Annotated in this window: 18 protein-coding genes and 1 other annotated feature; of the genes, 3 read left to right on the forward strand and 15 right to left on the reverse strand. The window is 42.3% G+C overall.

Annotated features, from left to right (window positions below):
• Positions 1-102: 102 nt before the first annotated feature.
• Positions 103-1740: an oligopeptide ABC transporter substrate-binding protein OppA gene (gene oppA / locus ACZ07B_RS10555; RefSeq protein WP_015252360.1), complete on the reverse strand. Its 1638-nt coding sequence runs from the start codon at positions 1738-1740 to the stop codon at positions 103-105.
• Positions 1741-2210: 470 nt separating this feature from the next.
• Positions 2211-2425: a binding site (T-box leader), on the forward strand.
• A gap of 58 nt (positions 2426-2483) precedes the next feature.
• On the opposite strand from oppA, the gene trpS reads away from it, so the two are divergent.
• On the forward strand, positions 2484-3476 hold the full coding sequence (gene trpS, locus ACZ07B_RS10560; RefSeq protein WP_015483084.1) for a tryptophan--tRNA ligase: 993 nt from the start codon (positions 2484-2486) through the stop codon (positions 3474-3476).
• Between the two features lie 34 nt (positions 3477-3510).
• Here trpS and ACZ07B_RS10565 read toward each other — a convergent pair whose 3' ends face one another.
• The 9 genes from ACZ07B_RS10565 to fabH form a co-directional block, all read right to left on the reverse strand.
• A complete protein-coding gene (locus ACZ07B_RS10565; protein WP_003239298.1) occupies positions 3511-4263 on the reverse strand; it encodes a YjbA family protein in 753 nt (250 codons plus the stop codon).
• A 205-nt stretch (positions 4264-4468) separates the two neighbouring features.
• Positions 4469-5380 (reverse strand): oligopeptide ABC transporter permease AppC, encoded by a 912-nt coding sequence (appC, locus tag ACZ07B_RS10570; protein WP_003232961.1) that lies wholly within the window; start codon positions 5378-5380, stop codon positions 4469-4471.
• 16 nt (positions 5381-5396) lie between these two features.
• On the reverse strand, positions 5397-6347 hold the full coding sequence (locus ACZ07B_RS10575) for an ABC transporter permease (RefSeq protein ID WP_014476430.1): 951 nt from the start codon (positions 6345-6347) through the stop codon (positions 5397-5399).
• 74 nt (positions 6348-6421) lie between these two features.
• Positions 6422-8053 (reverse strand): peptide-binding protein, encoded by a 1632-nt coding sequence (locus tag ACZ07B_RS10580; RefSeq protein WP_032725394.1) that lies wholly within the window; start codon positions 8051-8053, stop codon positions 6422-6424.
• Positions 8054-8140: 87 nt separating this feature from the next.
• Positions 8141-9130, reverse strand: a complete 990-nt coding sequence (gene appF, locus ACZ07B_RS10585) for an oligopeptide ABC transporter ATP-binding protein AppF (RefSeq protein WP_014476428.1) — start codon at positions 9128-9130, stop codon at positions 8141-8143.
• The gene (gene appD, locus ACZ07B_RS10590; protein WP_003232965.1) at positions 9127-10113 is read right to left on the reverse strand and encodes an oligopeptide ABC transporter ATP-binding protein AppD; all 987 of its coding nucleotides are present in this window, start codon (positions 10111-10113) and stop codon (positions 9127-9129) included. Before appD ends, appF begins: the two co-directional genes overlap by 4 nt.
• 191 nt (positions 10114-10304) lie before the next feature.
• Positions 10305-11090: a DUF2268 domain-containing putative Zn-dependent protease gene (locus ACZ07B_RS10595; RefSeq protein ID WP_217019729.1), complete on the reverse strand. Its 786-nt coding sequence runs from the start codon at positions 11088-11090 to the stop codon at positions 10305-10307.
• A 75-nt stretch (positions 11091-11165) separates the two neighbouring features.
• Positions 11166-12407, reverse strand: coding sequence for a beta-ketoacyl-ACP synthase II (gene fabF, locus ACZ07B_RS10600; protein WP_003244890.1), 1242 nt, complete (start codon positions 12405-12407; stop codon positions 11166-11168).
• A gap of 22 nt (positions 12408-12429) precedes the next feature.
• Positions 12430-13368, reverse strand: coding sequence for a beta-ketoacyl-ACP synthase III (gene fabH / locus ACZ07B_RS10605; RefSeq protein WP_003232971.1), 939 nt, complete (start codon positions 13366-13368; stop codon positions 12430-12432).
• Positions 13369-13532: 164 nt separating this feature from the next.
• On the opposite strand from fabH, the gene yjzB reads away from it, so the two are divergent.
• On the forward strand, positions 13533-13769 hold the full coding sequence (gene yjzB, locus ACZ07B_RS10610) for a spore coat protein YjzB (RefSeq protein WP_015383342.1): 237 nt from the start codon (positions 13533-13535) through the stop codon (positions 13767-13769).
• A 29-nt stretch (positions 13770-13798) separates the two neighbouring features.
• On the opposite strand, the gene comZ is transcribed toward yjzB, so the two are convergent.
• The 4 genes from comZ to ACZ07B_RS10630 form a co-directional block, all read right to left on the reverse strand.
• Positions 13799-13990: a ComG operon transcriptional repressor ComZ gene (gene comZ, locus ACZ07B_RS10615; protein ID WP_003224559.1), complete on the reverse strand. Its 192-nt coding sequence runs from the start codon at positions 13988-13990 to the stop codon at positions 13799-13801.
• Between the two features lie 14 nt (positions 13991-14004).
• Positions 14005-14958 (reverse strand): transcriptional regulator Med, encoded by a 954-nt coding sequence (med, locus tag ACZ07B_RS10620; protein WP_014476425.1) that lies wholly within the window; start codon positions 14956-14958, stop codon positions 14005-14007.
• 90 nt (positions 14959-15048) lie between these two features.
• Positions 15049-15606 (reverse strand): hypothetical protein, encoded by a 558-nt coding sequence (locus ACZ07B_RS10625; protein WP_077670616.1) that lies wholly within the window; start codon positions 15604-15606, stop codon positions 15049-15051.
• 81 nt (positions 15607-15687) lie between these two features.
• Positions 15688-16422: a hypothetical protein gene (locus ACZ07B_RS10630; protein ID WP_003245223.1), complete on the reverse strand. Its 735-nt coding sequence runs from the start codon at positions 16420-16422 to the stop codon at positions 15688-15690.
• A 250-nt stretch (positions 16423-16672) separates the two neighbouring features.
• Here ACZ07B_RS10630 and ACZ07B_RS10635 point away from each other — a divergent pair, with 250 nt between their 5' ends.
• Positions 16673-16858 carry a YjzD family protein gene (locus tag ACZ07B_RS10635; RefSeq protein WP_003245236.1) on the forward strand — a complete coding sequence of 62 codons (186 nt, stop codon included), beginning with the start codon at positions 16673-16675 and terminating at the stop codon, positions 16856-16858.
• 46 nt (positions 16859-16904) lie between these two features.
• Here ACZ07B_RS10635 and ACZ07B_RS10640 read toward each other — a convergent pair whose 3' ends face one another.
• Entirely contained in the window at positions 16905-17084 is a 180-nt protein-coding gene (locus tag ACZ07B_RS10640; protein ID WP_003245356.1) for a YjzC family protein, read from the reverse strand.
• Positions 17085-17149 lie beyond the last annotated feature (65 nt).

Here is a 17149-nt window from a genome sequence, read left to right on the forward strand (position 1 = left end):
AACACCTCCATGGTTTTTACATTTTTATACTCCATCAGTAAGAAAGGTATATGGGGCTTTTCTCCCCATATACCTTGAGGTCTTTTATTTTCAGACGTAGCCTTATTTAAAATATGCGTTTCTGAAATAAACCTCACCAGTACCTGGCATGATAACACCTTTTAGGTTTTCATCCTGTACCCAAGTATCAGTATAGAAATAGATTGGGGCAACCGGCATTTCATCAATGAAAATACCTTCTGCTTTTTTCAGCAGCTCTGCACGTTTTGTTTTATCTGTTTCAGTTTGTGACTGATTCAGAAGCTTTTTGAATTCTGGATTTTCCCAGCCTGTATCGTTATTTCCTCCGTTTTTGTCACGGAACAATTCAAGGAAGTTGATAGGATCATTGAAGTCGCCGAGCCAGCCCATACGGCCGATTTGATAATCTTGGCTGTGGAGCTTATCAATATAGACATTCCACTCTGAGTTATCAAGCTCAACATCAACGCCTAAATTTTTCTTCCACATTTCTTGTACTGCTTGAGCGATTTTCGCGTGTGCGTCATCAGTGTTGTAAGACAATTTGATTTTTGGCAAATCAGATGCCTTGCTTAAGCCCATTTCTTTTAGGCCTTTATCAAGGTATTCTTTTGCTGTTTTGACATCATTGTCTTTGAAGTATCCTTCTTTATTATCCTCAAATCCCTTCATTGTAGGCGGCACTGCAGCCATTGCCGGGATTTGCTCTCCTTGCGTAACGTTTTTAACAATCGACTGACGGTCAAGCGAATATGTTAAAGCTTTACGGATATTTACGTTGTCTAACGGCTTAGCTTCAGTGTTGAATTTGTACCAATACACACCTGCAATCGGCTCAACATGTAAAGAACCGTCTTTTTTCAGGGTCGGCAGGGATTCTGTCGGAAGCTGTCCGAGCGGCATACCGGCCCAATCAAGTTCGCCAGCTTGGAATTTTTTCAGTTCCGTATTGTTATTGTTGATCATAACCATATCGATTTTCTTCAGTTTGACTTTGTCTTTATCCCAATACTGGTCATTTTTTTCGAGAGTAATAGAGCCGCTGTGTTTCCATGCCGTCATTTTGAACGGCCCGTTTGATACATAATCATCTCCGGCATTTGTATTCCACTTTTTATTTTTCTCTGCAATTTTCTTGTTGATCGGCATATACGTATAGAACGCAGTTAATTCAGTGAAATATGGAGTCGGGTTATTTAATTCAACCTTCAGCGTTTTGTCATTCACAGCTTTTACTGCCACATCATCTAGGCTGCCTTTGCCGGTATTCGCCGCTTCAGCACCTTTTATGTAGTAGAGCTGGTAAGCGTATTGCGATTCGTTATTAGGATCAAGCGCCCATTTCCAAGCATATTCAAAATCTTGTGCTGTTACAGGGTCTCCATTAGACCATTTCACACCATCACGAATGGTAAATGTATATGTCTTTCCGTCCTTGCTCGTTTCAATTTTAGAAGCCATGCCTTCTTCAGGCTCACCATCTGCATTGATACGTGTCAATCCTTCAAAAGTCTGACGGATGACACCGCCTGATACTGAATCATTTGCCAATCCCGGATGTAAGGAAAACGGCTCAGTTTTAATATTAATGTTAAGTGTCGTCTTTCCTTTACTGTCCTTTTTCCCCTCACCGTTTGATCCGCTGCCGCCAAAGCCGCACGCGCTCAGCACGAGAGTGAAAATGAGCATCAACGTGACAATCGACCAACGTTTTTTCATATTCGCAAACCCCCTAATAATAATTTTCAGCTCCTTACGGCTAAATCCTCAGAAATATCAGACAAATGAACCTGAGTTTCCACAACTTTTATTCTGTTCCGTCTTTTCTGATTATTTTTGTAAAAAAGCTGTAACAATAGAGTGAACAAGTTCATTATAATGAAACAAATAATTTATTGCAATATTATTTTATCAATTTAAAATATTTAAACTTCGTTAGTTTTTCTTCCATGAACATAATATCCTTCTACCATTTAAAGCATAAATTGATTAAAAACTTTTTCATGTGTTTTCTGCCCATATTGCTTTTTACATATAATATCTGCCTGTTTTTACGCTGATAGCAGTTATCATTTAAGGATTTTACAGCACTCGTGTTATTTATATTATTACAATTTTACTGGAAAAAAGAATGTTTTTTCATGATGACAATTGGTTATAATTGATTTATAATGAAGCAATCAAAAGAAAAGCTTGCTATGAAAAAGAGTAGTACACATTTCACCTGTTTGAAGAGAGTCTGCGGTGCTGGGAGCAGATAACGGGCAATGTGGAATGGACTTTGGAGCAGCTGACCGAACTGGAAAAAAGTAGGCTCAGCCGGAGCAGTCTCCGTTACAAACGTCAGAGTGATTCCATTTTAATGGAATAATCAGGGTGGTACCACGGTTCATTCGTCCCTTTTTTACAGGGGAAGAATGAGCCTTTTTTATTATGTTTTAAGAAATGAGGTTGATGTTTTCATGAAACAAACGATTTTTTCAGGCATTCAGCCAAGCGGCTCAGTGACGCTCGGCAACTATATCGGTGCAATGAAGCAGTTTGTCGAACTGCAGCATGATTATAACAGCTATTTTTGCATCGTCGATCAGCATGCGATAACTGTTCCTCAAGACCGGCTTGAGCTTAGAAAGAATATCCGCAATCTCGCGGCGCTTTACTTAGCTGTCGGACTTGATCCAGAAAAAGCAACATTGTTTATTCAGTCCGAGGTTCCCGCGCATGCGCAGGCCGGATGGATGATGCAGTGTGTCGCTTATATCGGCGAGCTTGAGCGGATGACTCAATTTAAGGACAAATCCAAAGGCAATGAAGCTGTCGTCTCCGGCCTGTTAACATATCCGCCGCTGATGGCCGCTGATATTCTGCTGTACGGAACGGATCTTGTACCTGTCGGCGAGGATCAAAAGCAGCACCTTGAGCTGACGCGGAATCTTGCAGAACGCTTCAACAAAAAATACAACGACATCTTTACGATTCCGGAAGTGAAAATTCCAAAAGTCGGTGCACGTATCATGTCTCTGAATGATCCGCTGAAGAAAATGAGCAAATCTGATCCGAATCAGAAAGCTTATATTACCCTGCTGGATGAACCCAAGCTTCTTGAAAAGAAAATCAAAAGCGCTGTGACAGATTCTGAAGGCATTGTGAAATTTGACAAGGAAAACAAACCGGGCGTTTCTAACCTTCTTACAATTTATTCAATCCTCGGCAATACGACAATTGAAGAGCTTGAAGCAAAGTACGAAGGAAAAGGCTACGGCGAGTTTAAAGGTGATTTGGCAGAAGTCGTGGTGAACGCATTAAAACCGATCCAGGACCGCTATTATGAGCTGATAGAATCTGAAGAATTAGACCGGATTCTTGATGAAGGCGCGGAACGGGCGAACCGGACAGCAAACAAAATGCTGAAAAAAATGGAGAATGCCATGGGTCTTGGAAGAAAAAGACGCTGATCAAAAAACCGCTCTTTGCAAAGAGCGGTTTTTTTCAGTTTACCTTTGATTCGTTTTCCATTTCCCATAGCTTTTCGAAAAAAGGCTGTCCTTTTATTAGGTTTTCGCAAAAAGCTAGGTGCTTGTCCGACCAGCCTTCAATTGTTTCGTTATACAGCATGTCCCAAATCTCTTCAAAGCTCATCCTTTTGATTTGTTCATACATATGCGGATTCCACTCTGTGTACCAGTAGCCAATTTCCGCCCGGTTTTTCAGCCCTTTTAATTGGTCAAGCGCCATAAACATCAGCTGCTTGATTTGCCGTTCTTTTCTTGTCAGTCCTCTGACATGTTCTGGTGCTAATGATAAGATGTGATATTCCTTGGAGGATTCCAGCTTCTTTGGCTCAAATTCATATGTTTCAGGCTCTACATCTTTTACCATTTCATAAACGAGCTGCTCCTGTCTTGGGATCAGACGGCTTTTTCTGACAGGGATCGTGTAGCCGATCGTGTCGACAGCTAAAATGCCGATTCCGTCTGTTACGACAAAACAATACTCAAGCTTTGTCCGCTCATGATTTTTCCGAATGTACGATTTCTGATGTACGTCTTCAAGCAAACCTTTCGGAAGCTCTGACAAATCGTTTTCTATGTAATGAAACAGTACTGACGGCACTCTTAACAGCGGCACCTGATCCAAAAGCTCAACCGTATCTTCCTTGCGCCATTCGTGAAAGTGGCATACATTGTAGCCATTTTCTTCCCCTTCAAACCAATTGACCCACACATCATGAAGAAATAACATCTCTAACCCCTCACTTTTATAAAAACTGTTGTCCACAGTATAGGCAAGGGATAGAGAAATTATTCCAAAGAGATTGAGGAAATCTGGAATCACTGGATTTATGTAAGAATCACAAAAAGCAGATCTCTTTGTATATTTTCTGACAAAAGGAGACCTGCTTTTTTTCTGATTTGGTGATATTTTATCACAGATATGATATTCATTTTTATTTAATATTTTTCGGATCAAGCGCATCCCGCAGACCATCGCCGACAAAGTTGAAGCATAAAACGGTCATTAAAATAAATAGCCCGGGAAATAACGGGTACCACCATGCTTGAATCATTACTGTGAAATTCTGTGCGTCTTGAAGCATGTTCCCCCAGCTAGCGATTGGCGGCTGGATTCCAAAGCCCAAGTAGCTTAGCGCCGATTCAGCTAGAATAACAGACCCTACTTTCAGCGTAGCTGACACAATAATCGGCCCTAACGCATTGGGCAGGATATGAGAAAAAATAATTTTGTGCGTTTTTGTTCCAATTGTTTTAGCAGCAAGAACATATTCCCTTGAACGGAGCGACAAGAATTCTCCCCTTACTAATCGTGCTGTTGTGGTCCATCCTGTGAGACAGAAAATTAAAATCAGTTTGTCCACACCCGGCTTGAAGATGGTGACCAGCGTGATCAACAAGAAAATATCAGGAATGGATAACACAATGTCAACTACACGCATAATGACAGCATCCACTATTCCTCTGAAATATCCAGCTAATGCTCCTAAAACCGTTCCGATCAAAATCGAACCGACTACGGACGCAAATCCAACCAATAAAGAGACACGCGCTCCATATAGGATCCGGCTGAAAATATCACGTCCAAATTTATCCGTTCCCATCAGATGTTCAAGGCCCGGCGCCTTATATTTATCAAGCAGGCTTTGCTGCTCTTGGGGATAAGGTGCAATTAAAGGGGCGAAAACAGCCGACATAATAATGATAAAAAGAATAACGGCACCTAAAATGGCCAGTTTGTTTTTCGAGAATTTTTCCCAGAAAATCTTTGTCATTGTTTCTGGCTTTTTCGAAATATTTTCTTTCAGCCTGATCTCCGGCGAGGGAGTTGTTTGCAGCTCTGACATCTCTGTTTCCCTCCTTTTAATATTCGATCCGCGGGTCAACAATCGCGTAAAGGATGTCTGCAATGAGGTTTCCGACAACGACAAGAACCGCCGAGATCACAGTCATTGCCATGATAACCGGATAATCGCGCTGGAATGCTGAATCGACAAACAGCTTTCCTAATCCCGGCCAAGTGAAAATCTGCTCTACGACAACCGCTCCGCCAATAAAGGAAGGAATCATTAAGCCAAAAATCGTAATAACAGGCAATAATGCATTTCGCAAGCCGTGCTTAAATAATACTCGATTCTCTTTGAAACCTTTTGATCTGGCAGTCCGGATATAATCTTGATTTAAAACATCAAGCATATTGGATCTTGTATATCTCGTTAAGCCTGCCATATCAGCTGTCGCCAGCACAAAAGCGGGTAAAAGCAAATGATGAATCCGGTCTACTATACTGAAATCTGAGTTAAGGGTGGCGACTCCCCCGGTTGGAAACCAGCCGAGATTCACGGCAAACACCATGATTAAAATCAAACCGAACCAAAAATTCGGGATTGCCAAACCGATAAATGAAGTAAATGTAATGCCGTAGTCCAGCTTCGAATAAGGTTTTTTTGCAGAAATTACCCCGAATGGGATGGAAATGATCAGCGCCAAAATTGTTGACACCAGCATCAAGAGGAGTGTGTTGGGCAGCCGTGCTAAAATCAGTTCTGAAACAGGCGTCCCTTTTCTGATGATGGATGTGCCGAAATCACCTTGAACCATATTGCCCAGCCATTTTAAATATTGAACATACTCAGGGTCATTGAGACCGTACTTTTCAATAAACTGAGCCCTGTCTGCCTGGCTGATCGTAGGATCCATCATAAGTGTCATCGGGTCCCCTGGAGCGGCTTTCATAATAATGAAAGACAAAATTGTAATTCCCAAAAGAATAGGAATCGAAGATAACGTTCTTCGAATAATATATGTAACCATATTCTTGTCCCCTTCGTTGTTCTTTTTCAAATTCAAAGGGGAAGGAAACGCACTCCCTCCCCTGCAAGGGAAAATTATTGGGCAAGCCACCATTTTTCAATTTGGTACAACTCGCGTTTTGGATGATACACATAACCCTCTAAGTTAGCCGGCATCGCCATATGGTTGTTCGGATAGTAAAGGAAGGTATACGGCTGATCTTCAGCAAGTTTTTGGTAAATCTTTTCGTAAGCTTTTGAGTATTCGTTACGGTCACTGATTGATTTTGCATCTTTGAGAAGCTTATCAACTTCAGGGTTTTTGTACCACATGTTATTTAAGCCTTTTTCAGACTGGCTAGAATGGAAGATATCGTAATGGTCTGGGAACGTTGATAAACTCCATCCTAAAACCATTGCGTCATAGTCCCAATTAGGTGGATTTGTCTGTTCTACTAATGCACTCCACTCAACGATTTGCGGCGTTACCTTAATCCCGACTTTCTTCAATTGTTCTTGAACAACAACTGCAATGTCTTCACGAACTTTATTTCCTTGATTCGTTTTCAGTGTAAACTCGAATTTTTTACCGTCTTTATCTAGTATGCCGTCACCGTCAGTATCTTCCCAGCCGGCTTCTTTCAGCATCTTCTTCGCTTTTTTGACGTTGTATTCAAATTTAGGAACCTCTATATCTTTCGGATAGTTCCATGAAACCGGGCTTTCAGGGATGTAAGCGACCTTCCCGTCCCCATCTAATACGGTTTGCACCATTGTTTCACGGTCTAAAGCTGTCGTAAGCGCCTGGCGCACTTTTTTGTCTTTAAACAGCTCATTTTTCTCATTCCAGCCGATATACGTATAGCTTAACGCTAAATCTGTTACGACTTTGACATTATTAAACGATTCAGCTGTCTTATAGTCAGTTGACGGCACGTTAAAGAAATCAATATCTCCGGCCTGAAGCTGGGCAACTGCTGCATTGGCGTCAGGAATGATTTTATACGTGACACTGTCTAAATACGGACGGCCGTCATAGTAGTCATCATTAGCAACAAGCTTCACGTATTGTCCGTCTTTCCATTCTTTAAATTTGAAAGGCCCTGAGCCGATTGGGTTTTTTCTATTAAATTCGTTATCTTCAAGCTCTGCAACCGGTACATCTTTTAAAATGTGCTCAGGCAGAATCCCGTAGCTGTCTAACGTATTGTTATAGAAGTTAGGGTCTTTGTATTTCAGCGTAAATAAAACCTCATAATCTCCCTTTTTCTCTACTGATTTCAGCATTTCAAAGTTAGAGCCGCGCTCTCCTTTGTAATCCTTGTTAAGCGGAATGCTGTACGTAAAGACAACATCATCGGCAGTAAGCTCTTCTCCGTCATGGAACTTAACGCCTTTTTTGATTTTTACGTCATATTTCAATCCGCCATCCAGCTCTTTCACACTTTCCGCCAGTGACATTTTGACATTTAAGTTTTCATCGGTTTTCGTTAAAAAGCTGTAAATCATTTGTTCAATATCTGTACTTGATTCATCTGTTGAATATAATGAGTTGAAAAGTGTTGGCGCTCCGATTGAACCAACAACCAAATCCCCGCCTTGCTGCGGTTTGCCTGCTGATTTTTTCGCGCTGCTGTTGCTTGATTTTGATCCCGAGCAGGCTGATAAAAAGATGGCCAGAACCATCAATACACTTAGCATCATCAGTGCGGTTTTCCGTCTTTTCATTAGATATTCCCCCTCTTGAAATGTTCGTTCTTCTCAGCTGTTGTTTATGTAGTGTGCATACCCCCTCTCAAAGCTGTGCGGGCAACATTAGCTATAAAGGTGACAAGCCACAAAGTGGCTGGGAGCAGCTTCTTTAAATTCTGGTATTTGTTCCTTGCATATCGGTTTTGCAACAGGACATCTTGTGTGGAATACGCAGCCTTTTGGCGGGTTGGCCGGACTAGGCAGTTCTCCCTTCAGGACAATGCGTTCACGTTTGACAGATCCTCTTTTTCTTGTAACCGGAACGGAGGATAAAAGCGCTTGGGTATATGGGTGAAGCGGGTTGTCATAAAGCTCATGCTTGCCGGTCAGCTCCATCATTTTGCCAAGATACATTACTCCGACTCTGTCGCTGATATGGCGGACGACACTCAGATCATGAGAGATAAATAGATACGTAAGATTAAATTCTTCCTGTAATTCCTCCATCAAGTTAATCACTTGGGCCTGAATGGATACATCAAGTGCGGAAACCGGCTCATCTGCAATGATCAGCTCTGGATTCAAAGTGAGTGCTCTGGCAATGCCGATCCGCTGACGCTGGCCGCCGGAAAACTCATGGGGATAACGGCTGGCAAACGACGGGTGAAGCCCTACTCTTGCAAGCAGCTCTTCAACTTTTTCGTTTCGTTCACGCATGGTATACATGTTGTGCGTATTAAACGGCTCCTTTATGATGGAACGCAGGGTCTTTCTCGGGTTTAACGAAGCAAATGGATCTTGGAAAACCATTTGAATATTTTTGCGGACACTCTTCCGCAGCTTCTCCTCTGACAGATTGGAAATATCCTGCCCTTTAAAAAGAATTTGGCCCTCTGTCGGTTTGTACAGTCTGATCATCGTTCTGCCGGCAGTCGATTTTCCGCAGCCCGACTCTCCAACGATTCCGAGTGTTTCTCCTTTTTTTAACGAAAATGAAACACCATCCACCGCTTTTACATCACCGACTTTTCTTTGAAAAAGGCCTGAGCGGATCGGAAAGTATTTTTTTACGTCACGAAGCTCTAAGATTGTTTCTTGATTAGCTGCTGTCATGATTGTTCGGCACCCTCTTCCTCATATAAAAAGCATCTCACCGTTCTTCCGCTTTTGTGTGTCAAAAGCGAAGGCTGATTTGTCCAGCACTTATCCATAGCTTTCGGGCACCTTGGGGCAAAACGGCATCCCGGCGGCAGATTATCCGGTGTAGGCACACTGCCTTTAATCGCATTTAATTTATCAATCTCTCCATCTATAACAGGAATTGACGTAAGCAGGCCTTCTGTATACGGATGAAGCGGTTCTAAAAATAAGTCATCAACGGTAGCATTTTCTACGACTTGTCCGCAGTACATGACAATTACTCTATCAGCAGCCTCAGACACGACACCTAAGTCGTGTGTGATGAGAAGAATCGATGTATTGAACTTCTGACAGAGATCTTTCATGAGCTCCAGCACCTGGGCTTGTATTGTCACATCCAGCGCTGTCGTTGGTTCATCGGCAATGAGCAGTTTAGGATTACAGCTCAGTGCGATGGCAATCATCACCCTCTGTCTCATACCGCCGGACAGCCGATGCGGGTACTCCTTCATAATTTGCTCCGCCCGGGAGAAACCGACCATCTGCAAGAGTTCAACAGCTCGTTGACGGGCTTCTTTTTTCTTCATATTTTTATGGTAAATCAGCACTTCGGTAATTTGTTCTCCGATTGTTAACACCGGATTAAGGGAGGTCATTGGTTCCTGAAAGATCATGGATACTTCGTTACCGCGGATTTTGCAATAATCGTTTTCAGTGAATGAGGTGAGGTCTTTGTCTTCGAGTTTAATAGAGCCGTCCATGATTTTTCCGCCTGAGCTTTGGACGAGGCCCATAATTGATAAAGAAGTAATGCTTTTTCCGGAGCCCGATTCACCTACAAGCGCGACGGTTTCGCCTTTGCTGATGTGAAAATCGACTCCGTCAACCGCAGGGATCGGCTCCTTTTTCCTGAAAAAATAAGTCTTTAAATTATTCACTTCTAAAAGTGTGCTCATGCTAGCTCCCCTTTCCCCCCTCTTGTTGTCAAACGTTTTCAAGAGAAAGCAATCCCTTTATTCAGAAATAATAAATAATATTGAATTATCGAAAAATTTTATAGTTGTATATTATTACAATCATTTTGCAAAATCAAGAATTTTTTAGGATAAATGTAATATTATTAATGAAATTCCATTATTTTATCCTTTTAAAGCATTGCATCCAAAAAGGTTTCAGCAGGAATGGACAGTCCGTCTGCGGCGCTTGCCTTGCTGGCGGTTAAATATTTTTTTACAATATTGAATCCAACTGCGTATCCAAGCATTTTTGGCTGATATCCTTTGCCGAATAACAGCTGGGGAAATAATCGATTATCCCGTTTGATATCCTGATGGGGCACAATCTTTTTTTCATATAAAGTCTGAAGCTGCTCCGGTGTATACCAAGTCGTCCACTCAGCCGTTTGACTTCGGCCGAACCTCTCATAAACAGCATATTCCGCCAGCCCTTCCATGATGATTGTATCAAGTAATGTGACATCCTTTTCCTCTTTTGTCAGATGACCTAACCGGCAAACGTGATGATACTCATGCGTCATAAGGGCAGATACCGACCCAAAATCTAAATCTGACGAAAGAAAAAGGAACATTTTGTCTTGAAAGGCGAGTCCTGATTTTGATCCGAATTCTAAACGGATTCTCCTGTTTCGTTCATCAACCGGCAGCGTGACAATTGGTACATCAGGACCTTGCCATTTGTTTTTGAGGTACTGTTCTTCCTTTTGGATATGTCCGTAAAAACCTTTTTCCTTCAGCTTGGAAACAGTCTGAATACCCTCTTTTATGTTTTTAAACATCCCATGATGCTGAAGATGCCCCAGAATGCCTTTCCAGTTCTTTTTCTCCGCACCTGAAAAAAGCGGGATAATGTAATGCGCCAAATCATCTATTGAATCAGCCTTCCTGAGCCAGCTATATGTTTGTTCTACACTCATGTGATCGCCTCCTCTTTTAATCCTATGCACACAAAAAAAACCGGCTACCCTTTAAGGGCAGCCGGTTTGGCTTGATTATGATTGATATTTCTTAAAGATTAATGTTGCGTTGTGTCCGCCGAATCCTAATGAGTTGCTGAGAACATAATTAAGTTCCTGTCTGCGGGCTTCATCAGGCACATAATCCAAATCGCATTCTTCGTCAGGTGTTTGAATATTGATTGTCGGCGGAATCACGCCTTCTTTAATGGCCAGGATAGAGAAAATGGCTTCAATACCGCCGGCTGCTCCTAAGAGATGGCCTGTCATCGATTTTGTAGAGCTTACCGCAAGTTTATGCGCATGCTCGCCAAAAACGGTCTTAATCGCCATTGTTTCGTATTTGTCGTTGTAATACGTGCTTGTCCCGTGAGCATTGATGTAATCAATTTCTTCAGGTGCAATGCCTGCATCTTTAATGGCTTCTTGCATCGCTCTCGCTCCGCCTTCACCGTCTTGGGCCGGCGCTGTGATATGATAAGCGTCTCCGGTTGAGCCGTAGCCGACAATTTCTCCGTAAATTTTAGCGCCGCGGGCCAGGGCATGCTCAAGTTCTTCAAGAACGATAATCCCTGCACCTTCCCCCATGACAAAGCCATCACGGTTTTTATCAAACGGGCGGCTCGCTGTTTTCGGATCTGGATTAGTAGACAGCGCTTTGTTGGCACTAAAGCCGGCGAATGACATTCTTGTCAGCGGCGCTTCTGTTCCGCCTGTGACCATCACGTCTGCATCACCGCGCTGAATAACCTTAAACGCGTCACCGATGGAGTTCGTTCCTGTAGCACATGCTGTAACCGTACAAGAGTTCACCCCTTTTGCTCCTAATGCAATAGAAATCTGGCCTGTCGCCATGTCAGGAATCATCATTGGCACGAAAAACGGGCTTACCCGTCTTGGGCCTTTTGTTAAGAAGATTTCAAATTGAGACTCTAGTGTTTCAAGTCCTCCGATACCGGAGCCTACCCAAACACCGACTCTCGGTGCGATCTCATCGGTAATGTTAAGATCTGCGTCTTCAACCGCCATTTTCGCAGCCACAACCGCATATTGTGTAAAGCGGTCCATTTTTCTGGCTTCTTTTTTATCCATATAATCTTCAACATTAAAATCTTTTAATTCAGCGGCAACTTTTGCCGGATATTCTTCAGCGTCAACACGAGTGATCGGACCGATTCCGGACACACCGTTGATTGCGTTATTCCAACTTGTATCGACGTCGTTGCCAAGTGGAGATAATGCTCCAAGTCCTGTAACAACTACTCTTTTTTTAGTCATCTTGTGTGCACCTCACCTTTTTTTATCGGCCCCAGCGGATTGCAATGGCGCCCCATGTTAGTCCTCCGCCGAACCCTACCATAACGACCACATCGCCGTCTTTGATTTTACCGGCTTCCAATTCTTCTACAAGAGAGATCGGAATTGATGCGGCAGAAGTATTTCCATATTTATGAACAGTTTTAGACATCTTTTCGACAGGAAGCTCTAAACGCTCGCGAGCAGCTTCCATGATACGGATGTTCGCCTGATGCGGAATCAAAAAGTCGACATCCTCTTTTGAAAGTCCGGCTTTTTCAATGACATTTACGCATGATTCTCCCATTTGGCGGACTGCAAATTTGAAAACTTCTCGTCCATTCATGATTGTATGTCGTTTTTCATTCAGATACAAGTGCTGACCGCCTGTGCCGTCGGCTCCTAGTTCAAATGAAAGGATTCCTCTGTCATCACTGACTGGCCCGACTACCGCAGCGCCTGCTCCGTCTCCAAACAGAACGGCTGTATTGCGGTCTTCCCAGTCGGTAATGCTTGAGAGCTTCTCTACACCGACAACTAGAACATGCTTGTAGGTTCCGGATTCAATAAATTGTTTACCGGTTACAACCCCGTACATGAAGCCCGCACAAGCCGCGCTGATATCCATAGCACACGCTTTCTTCGCGCCGAGCTGTTCTTGAATCATACAAGAGACCGTAGGAAATGACTGATCAGGTGTAACAGTTGCAACCAAGATCATATCCAGATCCTCAGCAGCCACTTCAGCTTGTTCCAGCGCATTTTTCGCTGCTGCAACAGCCATATGTGATGAAAACACATCATCTGCTGCGATTCTTCTTTCTTCTATTCCTGTTCTTGTACGAATCCACTCGTCAGAAGTTTCAACCATTTTTTCAAGATCATGATTTGTTAAAACCTTCTCAGGAATGTAACGTCCAACACCAAGTATTCCAGCTTTCATAAGGGAAGACTCCTTTATATCTTAAATTTAGAAGATCAATCAGGTTGTGATCAATTATTAGTATCAGGTACTAATTCTATCCTATTTTTTTTCACATGGCAATATATTCGTCTAAACTATCAGTTCATCTTACTCATAGAGTATGGTATATGGAAAGGAGGCGTATGCAGTTGGATGTGTTTTCAAGAATGATGTTCGGCGATGCAGCAAAACCAACAGAAGAGAAGGAGGAACAGCAAGAGGAGGTTTCTCAGGTTTCTCAGACAAACGACGAAGAGACGATTAATTACATGCATATTATGGACCAAATCGGTTCAATTATGAACTCTCTTGATCAAATCAAGCCCGCTTTAAAGGAGCTTGCGCCTATGCTCTCCGCTATTAAAAAGAAAATCATGTGAAAAGCCACTTTCAAAAAAGTGGCTTCTTCTTATTCTGTTTCAGATTTAGCGTCAGACTTGCCAAGCTCATAAGCTTCCGCCATTACCGTTGTAAATAGATTCATAAACGGCTGGATGGCCTCCATTGAGAGCTCAATGCCTGATTTCTCAAGCTGTTCTTTCGCTTCAGGGAGATATTTCATGGCAATTTGCAAGAATTCAAGTGATTTTTCGTGCTGCATGTGACGTCACTCCATTATTCGTTTTTTGGCAGCTCGCCTGTTTTGTTGTATGTTTTGATCAGCTTGGCGATTCTTTGCTGAAAGTCTTTGTCGACGAGCGGGCTGAATGTTCCCATCTCAACGACTCCCGTATTCAGGTCGTAGTAATGATCGCCGCCCTCAAGGGTGCCTTTATTAAATTGTTCAGCAATGATTTCATAGGCCTTGTCCACATTTTGCACCGTGCTGGTTAATACGGTATTCTCGCCCAGATCCGATTGATCTGTGACGTAGCCAATGGCATAAAGACCGTCTTTTTTGATTTGCTGAATAACAGGAACATTATACCCGTCTCCGGCGGGATACACAACATCCGCGCCTTCGTTCTTCATTTTCTGATAAAGCTTTACTGCTGTTGTATCATCATCCCAATGATCCGTATATTTCGTATTTACCTCTATATCCGGATTTTCATACTTGGCCCCTTTGATAAAACCGTCAACCTCAGGCTGCCACGTAAAGGAAGCAATTACACCGACCTGATTCGTTTTCGACATATGGGCAGCAGTCATTCCTCCAAAAAAGCCCATTGCTTCCCCGCTAAAATGGACACTCGTTACATTATCAGCTTTCGCTTTCGCATTGGAAATGACGAATTCCATATCTGGATAATCTTCGCCGACCAAGTTAAACACCTCAGCATATTCACTCCCATGGCCGTAGAGCAGATTGACGCCCCTCTTATGAAAATCCTCAATCGCATTTATGATATCTTCTTCTGTTTTAACGCCTTCTTTATAATAGACGTCCACATTGTATTTGGATTGTATATTCAGTAATCCTTTATACCCTTTTGTGCCCCATACGAGGTCATTAATCGTATCAGGAAAGAGCATGCCGACCTTCTCAATTTTTCCTTTGAACGGAGTTTGTCCACATCCACTCAATAAAAGGAGGACAGAAAAGATCATGACAAGCCTTGTGATCAAGTCATGTTCAACTCCTTTTGACAAGCTATAACATGTATTATTTTTATACGTTTATTGTATCTAGAAAACTCGAAACATGGAAGGTTTTTCTTAATATTTGTCGAAAATTGATGAAAATTGTCTTTTCCACTCGATAATTTTTGTTTTTGCTTCTTCTTTTGAGGTTTTCTCTGTGACTTGCAATTCAAAAAGCTGATCTTTGCTATGACGGCTTGGTTCTAACAGGAATCTCAGCAACTCGTCAGCGACGTCGTTTGTGTAATAACCGTCTTCCTCTGTTTCTTCTTTCCATGGCCCATACATTTTCGGCAGGATCACGGTTTTTTCCGAGCCTGTTTTTTCACGTTTTTCCCATTCTTTTCGGTCTTTTTCATATACTAAAATATAAGGAGAATCACATTGGTCTAAAGGCAAAAAACTTCCGAACTGGATACAAATTGTATCATAATTTTGGTCTCCAATGTGTTCAAGCTGGCGAAAGAGTTCATTTCTCCCAAGCCACATGAGTCTTTCTTCTAAGTACATTTGTCTCATTTTATCTTCTGTTTCCGCCAGAACAACGTCAACATGTATGCCTTCATCCATCATTCGCTCACATAATGAAAGGCCGAAAAATTCGTCCGCACCTACAATCAGCGTTGATTCCATTGCATCTGCCGCCCTTCCGGTTTTTCATTTCCCAAAACAAAACAGCCTCCGCAAAAGAGAAGGCTGTTGTCATTATATTCTCTATAATTCTTTTTCATGACTGTGAAAGAATTTGCAAATTGATGCATAAATTCTGCTTGGATGCTCAAATAAATGAAATGTCATGTCGACCGGTGAGCCTTGCTTTTGCTGTTTTTCCTTGAAAACTTCCGCATGTACGCTGTAGGGATATGGAGCTCCGGTCATACGCTGCCATATATGAACCGGTACGCCGCTCGGGTAGCTTTGAATTGTTTTATAACGAATCGCTTCCGCTTCTTTTTCAGAAATTCCGTAGCTTTTCGATACTTCTTTCAAAAATTGCTTATAGAAAAATTTATTTTCTTTTTCCGATTCATAATGTGCCTGAAGATCGAGACAAGGATTCAACATTGCGGCTGAGCGGATATGATCCGGGGAAAAACGAAGCAGTTCATCGGCCACGAGAGCACCCATGCCTTCTGCTAAAATATGAATCTTCGGATTGAGGATTTCCTGCTTCAGCACAGAATGTATCAGCTGTTTGGCATAAGTGACTGCTTTTTCCGCCCCCCAATGCCTTCCGAACAGATTGCTGTTAAAAAGAGTATATCCTTCATTCATCAACATGCTCAGAAGCTGATTTCTGCCGTAATGCTGCTGCCAAAAGCTTGAATCATGTCCGACAAAGTGGGTTCTGTCCCCCAAGATAAAGATGCCGAAGCCGTTCGGGCGATAGGGCAGATGAATGACATTATGCTCCGTTCCCAGTTGAAAGTATCTTTCCGTTATTCCCATCGCTTGCCCGCCTCCTTTCACACTTCATCTCACGCTATCTTATGTAAATAGAAAAGAAACGAATAAGGTAAAGTCCTAGCCTTTTACATTTTTGGCTATTATACTGATTGACGTTTTTTATATTTTACCATTAAAGTGTGACGAATCAGACTCTTTTGTCACCTCACTTTCTGCTAAAATTGGATTCCCCCTTCGCTTTTTGTATGGTATGATAACTTTTAGAATAGAATGAGAAGGACGAGGTGGAAACGTGCGATATATTATTGCCTTTATTTGGACGTTCCTTTTATCACATATGGCATGCTACTTGGTTGCAAGCATGAACAGCGTTACGTATAATTTCAAAACATCATCTGTCATTGCTGTTGTACTGTATGTCTTAATCATGGTTTTAGCAGAAATCATGCCTATGAACAAAAATGCAAGCCAGCATTAAAAAGCCAAAAAACCCAAAACATTTATTGTTTTGGGTTTTTTTGTGGTCACGGCTTTCTTTTGTAGGTCCACAGCCGGTTGTGGTTTGATGTTTCGGGGAACATTTCCCCTGCTGACAGATGGACCTTTTGAGGGTTTTTAACCATGCTCCCTGTCTCGCCGATTTCTACGTAGACACCGTTATTAGGCGCTTTCTGTCCGGGCCGGAATTGGTGCTGCTGTCCCACTGTTTTTCCTCCTTTTCCTTTTTGCTGTAGTATGCGCCTAAGCGGCTGTGAATATGTTGCCATCA

This window comes from Bacillus sp. 9.4 (genome assembly GCF_055486415.1).

Bases quoted from the DNA above. Each gene is read 5' to 3' on its own strand.
- comZ (WP_003224559.1), bottom strand. From the start codon at position 13,990: ATGCAGCACGAAAAATCACTTGAATTCTTGCAAATTGCCATGAAATAT.
- appC (WP_003232961.1), bottom strand. From the start codon at position 5,380: ATGTCAGAGCTGCAAACAACTCCCTCGCCGGAGATCAGGCTGAAAGAA.
- fabF (WP_003244890.1), bottom strand. From the start codon at position 12,407: ATGACTAAAAAAAGAGTAGTTGTTACAGGACTTGGAGCATTATCTCCA.
- trpS (WP_015483084.1), top strand. From the start codon at position 2,484: ATGAAACAAACGATTTTTTCAGGCATTCAGCCAAGCGGCTCAGTGACG.
- ACZ07B_RS10630 (WP_003245223.1), bottom strand. From the start codon at position 16,422: ATGGGAATAACGGAAAGATACTTTCAACTGGGAACGGAGCATAATGTC.
- oppA (WP_015252360.1), bottom strand. From the start codon at position 1,740: ATGAAAAAACGTTGGTCGATTGTCACGTTGATGCTCATTTTCACTCTC.
- ACZ07B_RS10565 (WP_003239298.1), bottom strand. From the start codon at position 4,263: ATGTTATTTCTTCATGATGTGTGGGTCAATTGGTTTGAAGGGGAAGAA.
- fabH (WP_003232971.1), bottom strand. From the start codon at position 13,368: ATGAAAGCTGGAATACTTGGTGTTGGACGTTACATTCCTGAGAAGGTT.
- appD (WP_003232965.1), bottom strand. From the start codon at position 10,113: ATGAGCACACTTTTAGAAGTGAATAATTTAAAGACTTATTTTTTCAGG.
- ACZ07B_RS10595 (WP_217019729.1), bottom strand. From the start codon at position 11,090: ATGAGTGTAGAACAAACATATAGCTGGCTCAGGAAGGCTGATTCAATA.
- ACZ07B_RS10580 (WP_032725394.1), bottom strand. From the start codon at position 8,053: ATGAAAAGACGGAAAACCGCACTGATGATGCTAAGTGTATTGATGGTT.
- ACZ07B_RS10575 (WP_014476430.1), bottom strand. From the start codon at position 6,347: ATGGTTACATATATTATTCGAAGAACGTTATCTTCGATTCCTATTCTT.
- ACZ07B_RS10625 (WP_077670616.1), bottom strand. From the start codon at position 15,606: ATGGAATCAACGCTGATTGTAGGTGCGGACGAATTTTTCGGCCTTTCA.
- appF (WP_014476428.1), bottom strand. From the start codon at position 9,130: ATGACAGCAGCTAATCAAGAAACAATCTTAGAGCTTCGTGACGTAAAA.
- yjzB (WP_015383342.1), top strand. From the start codon at position 13,533: ATGCAGTTGGATGTGTTTTCAAGAATGATGTTCGGCGATGCAGCAAAA.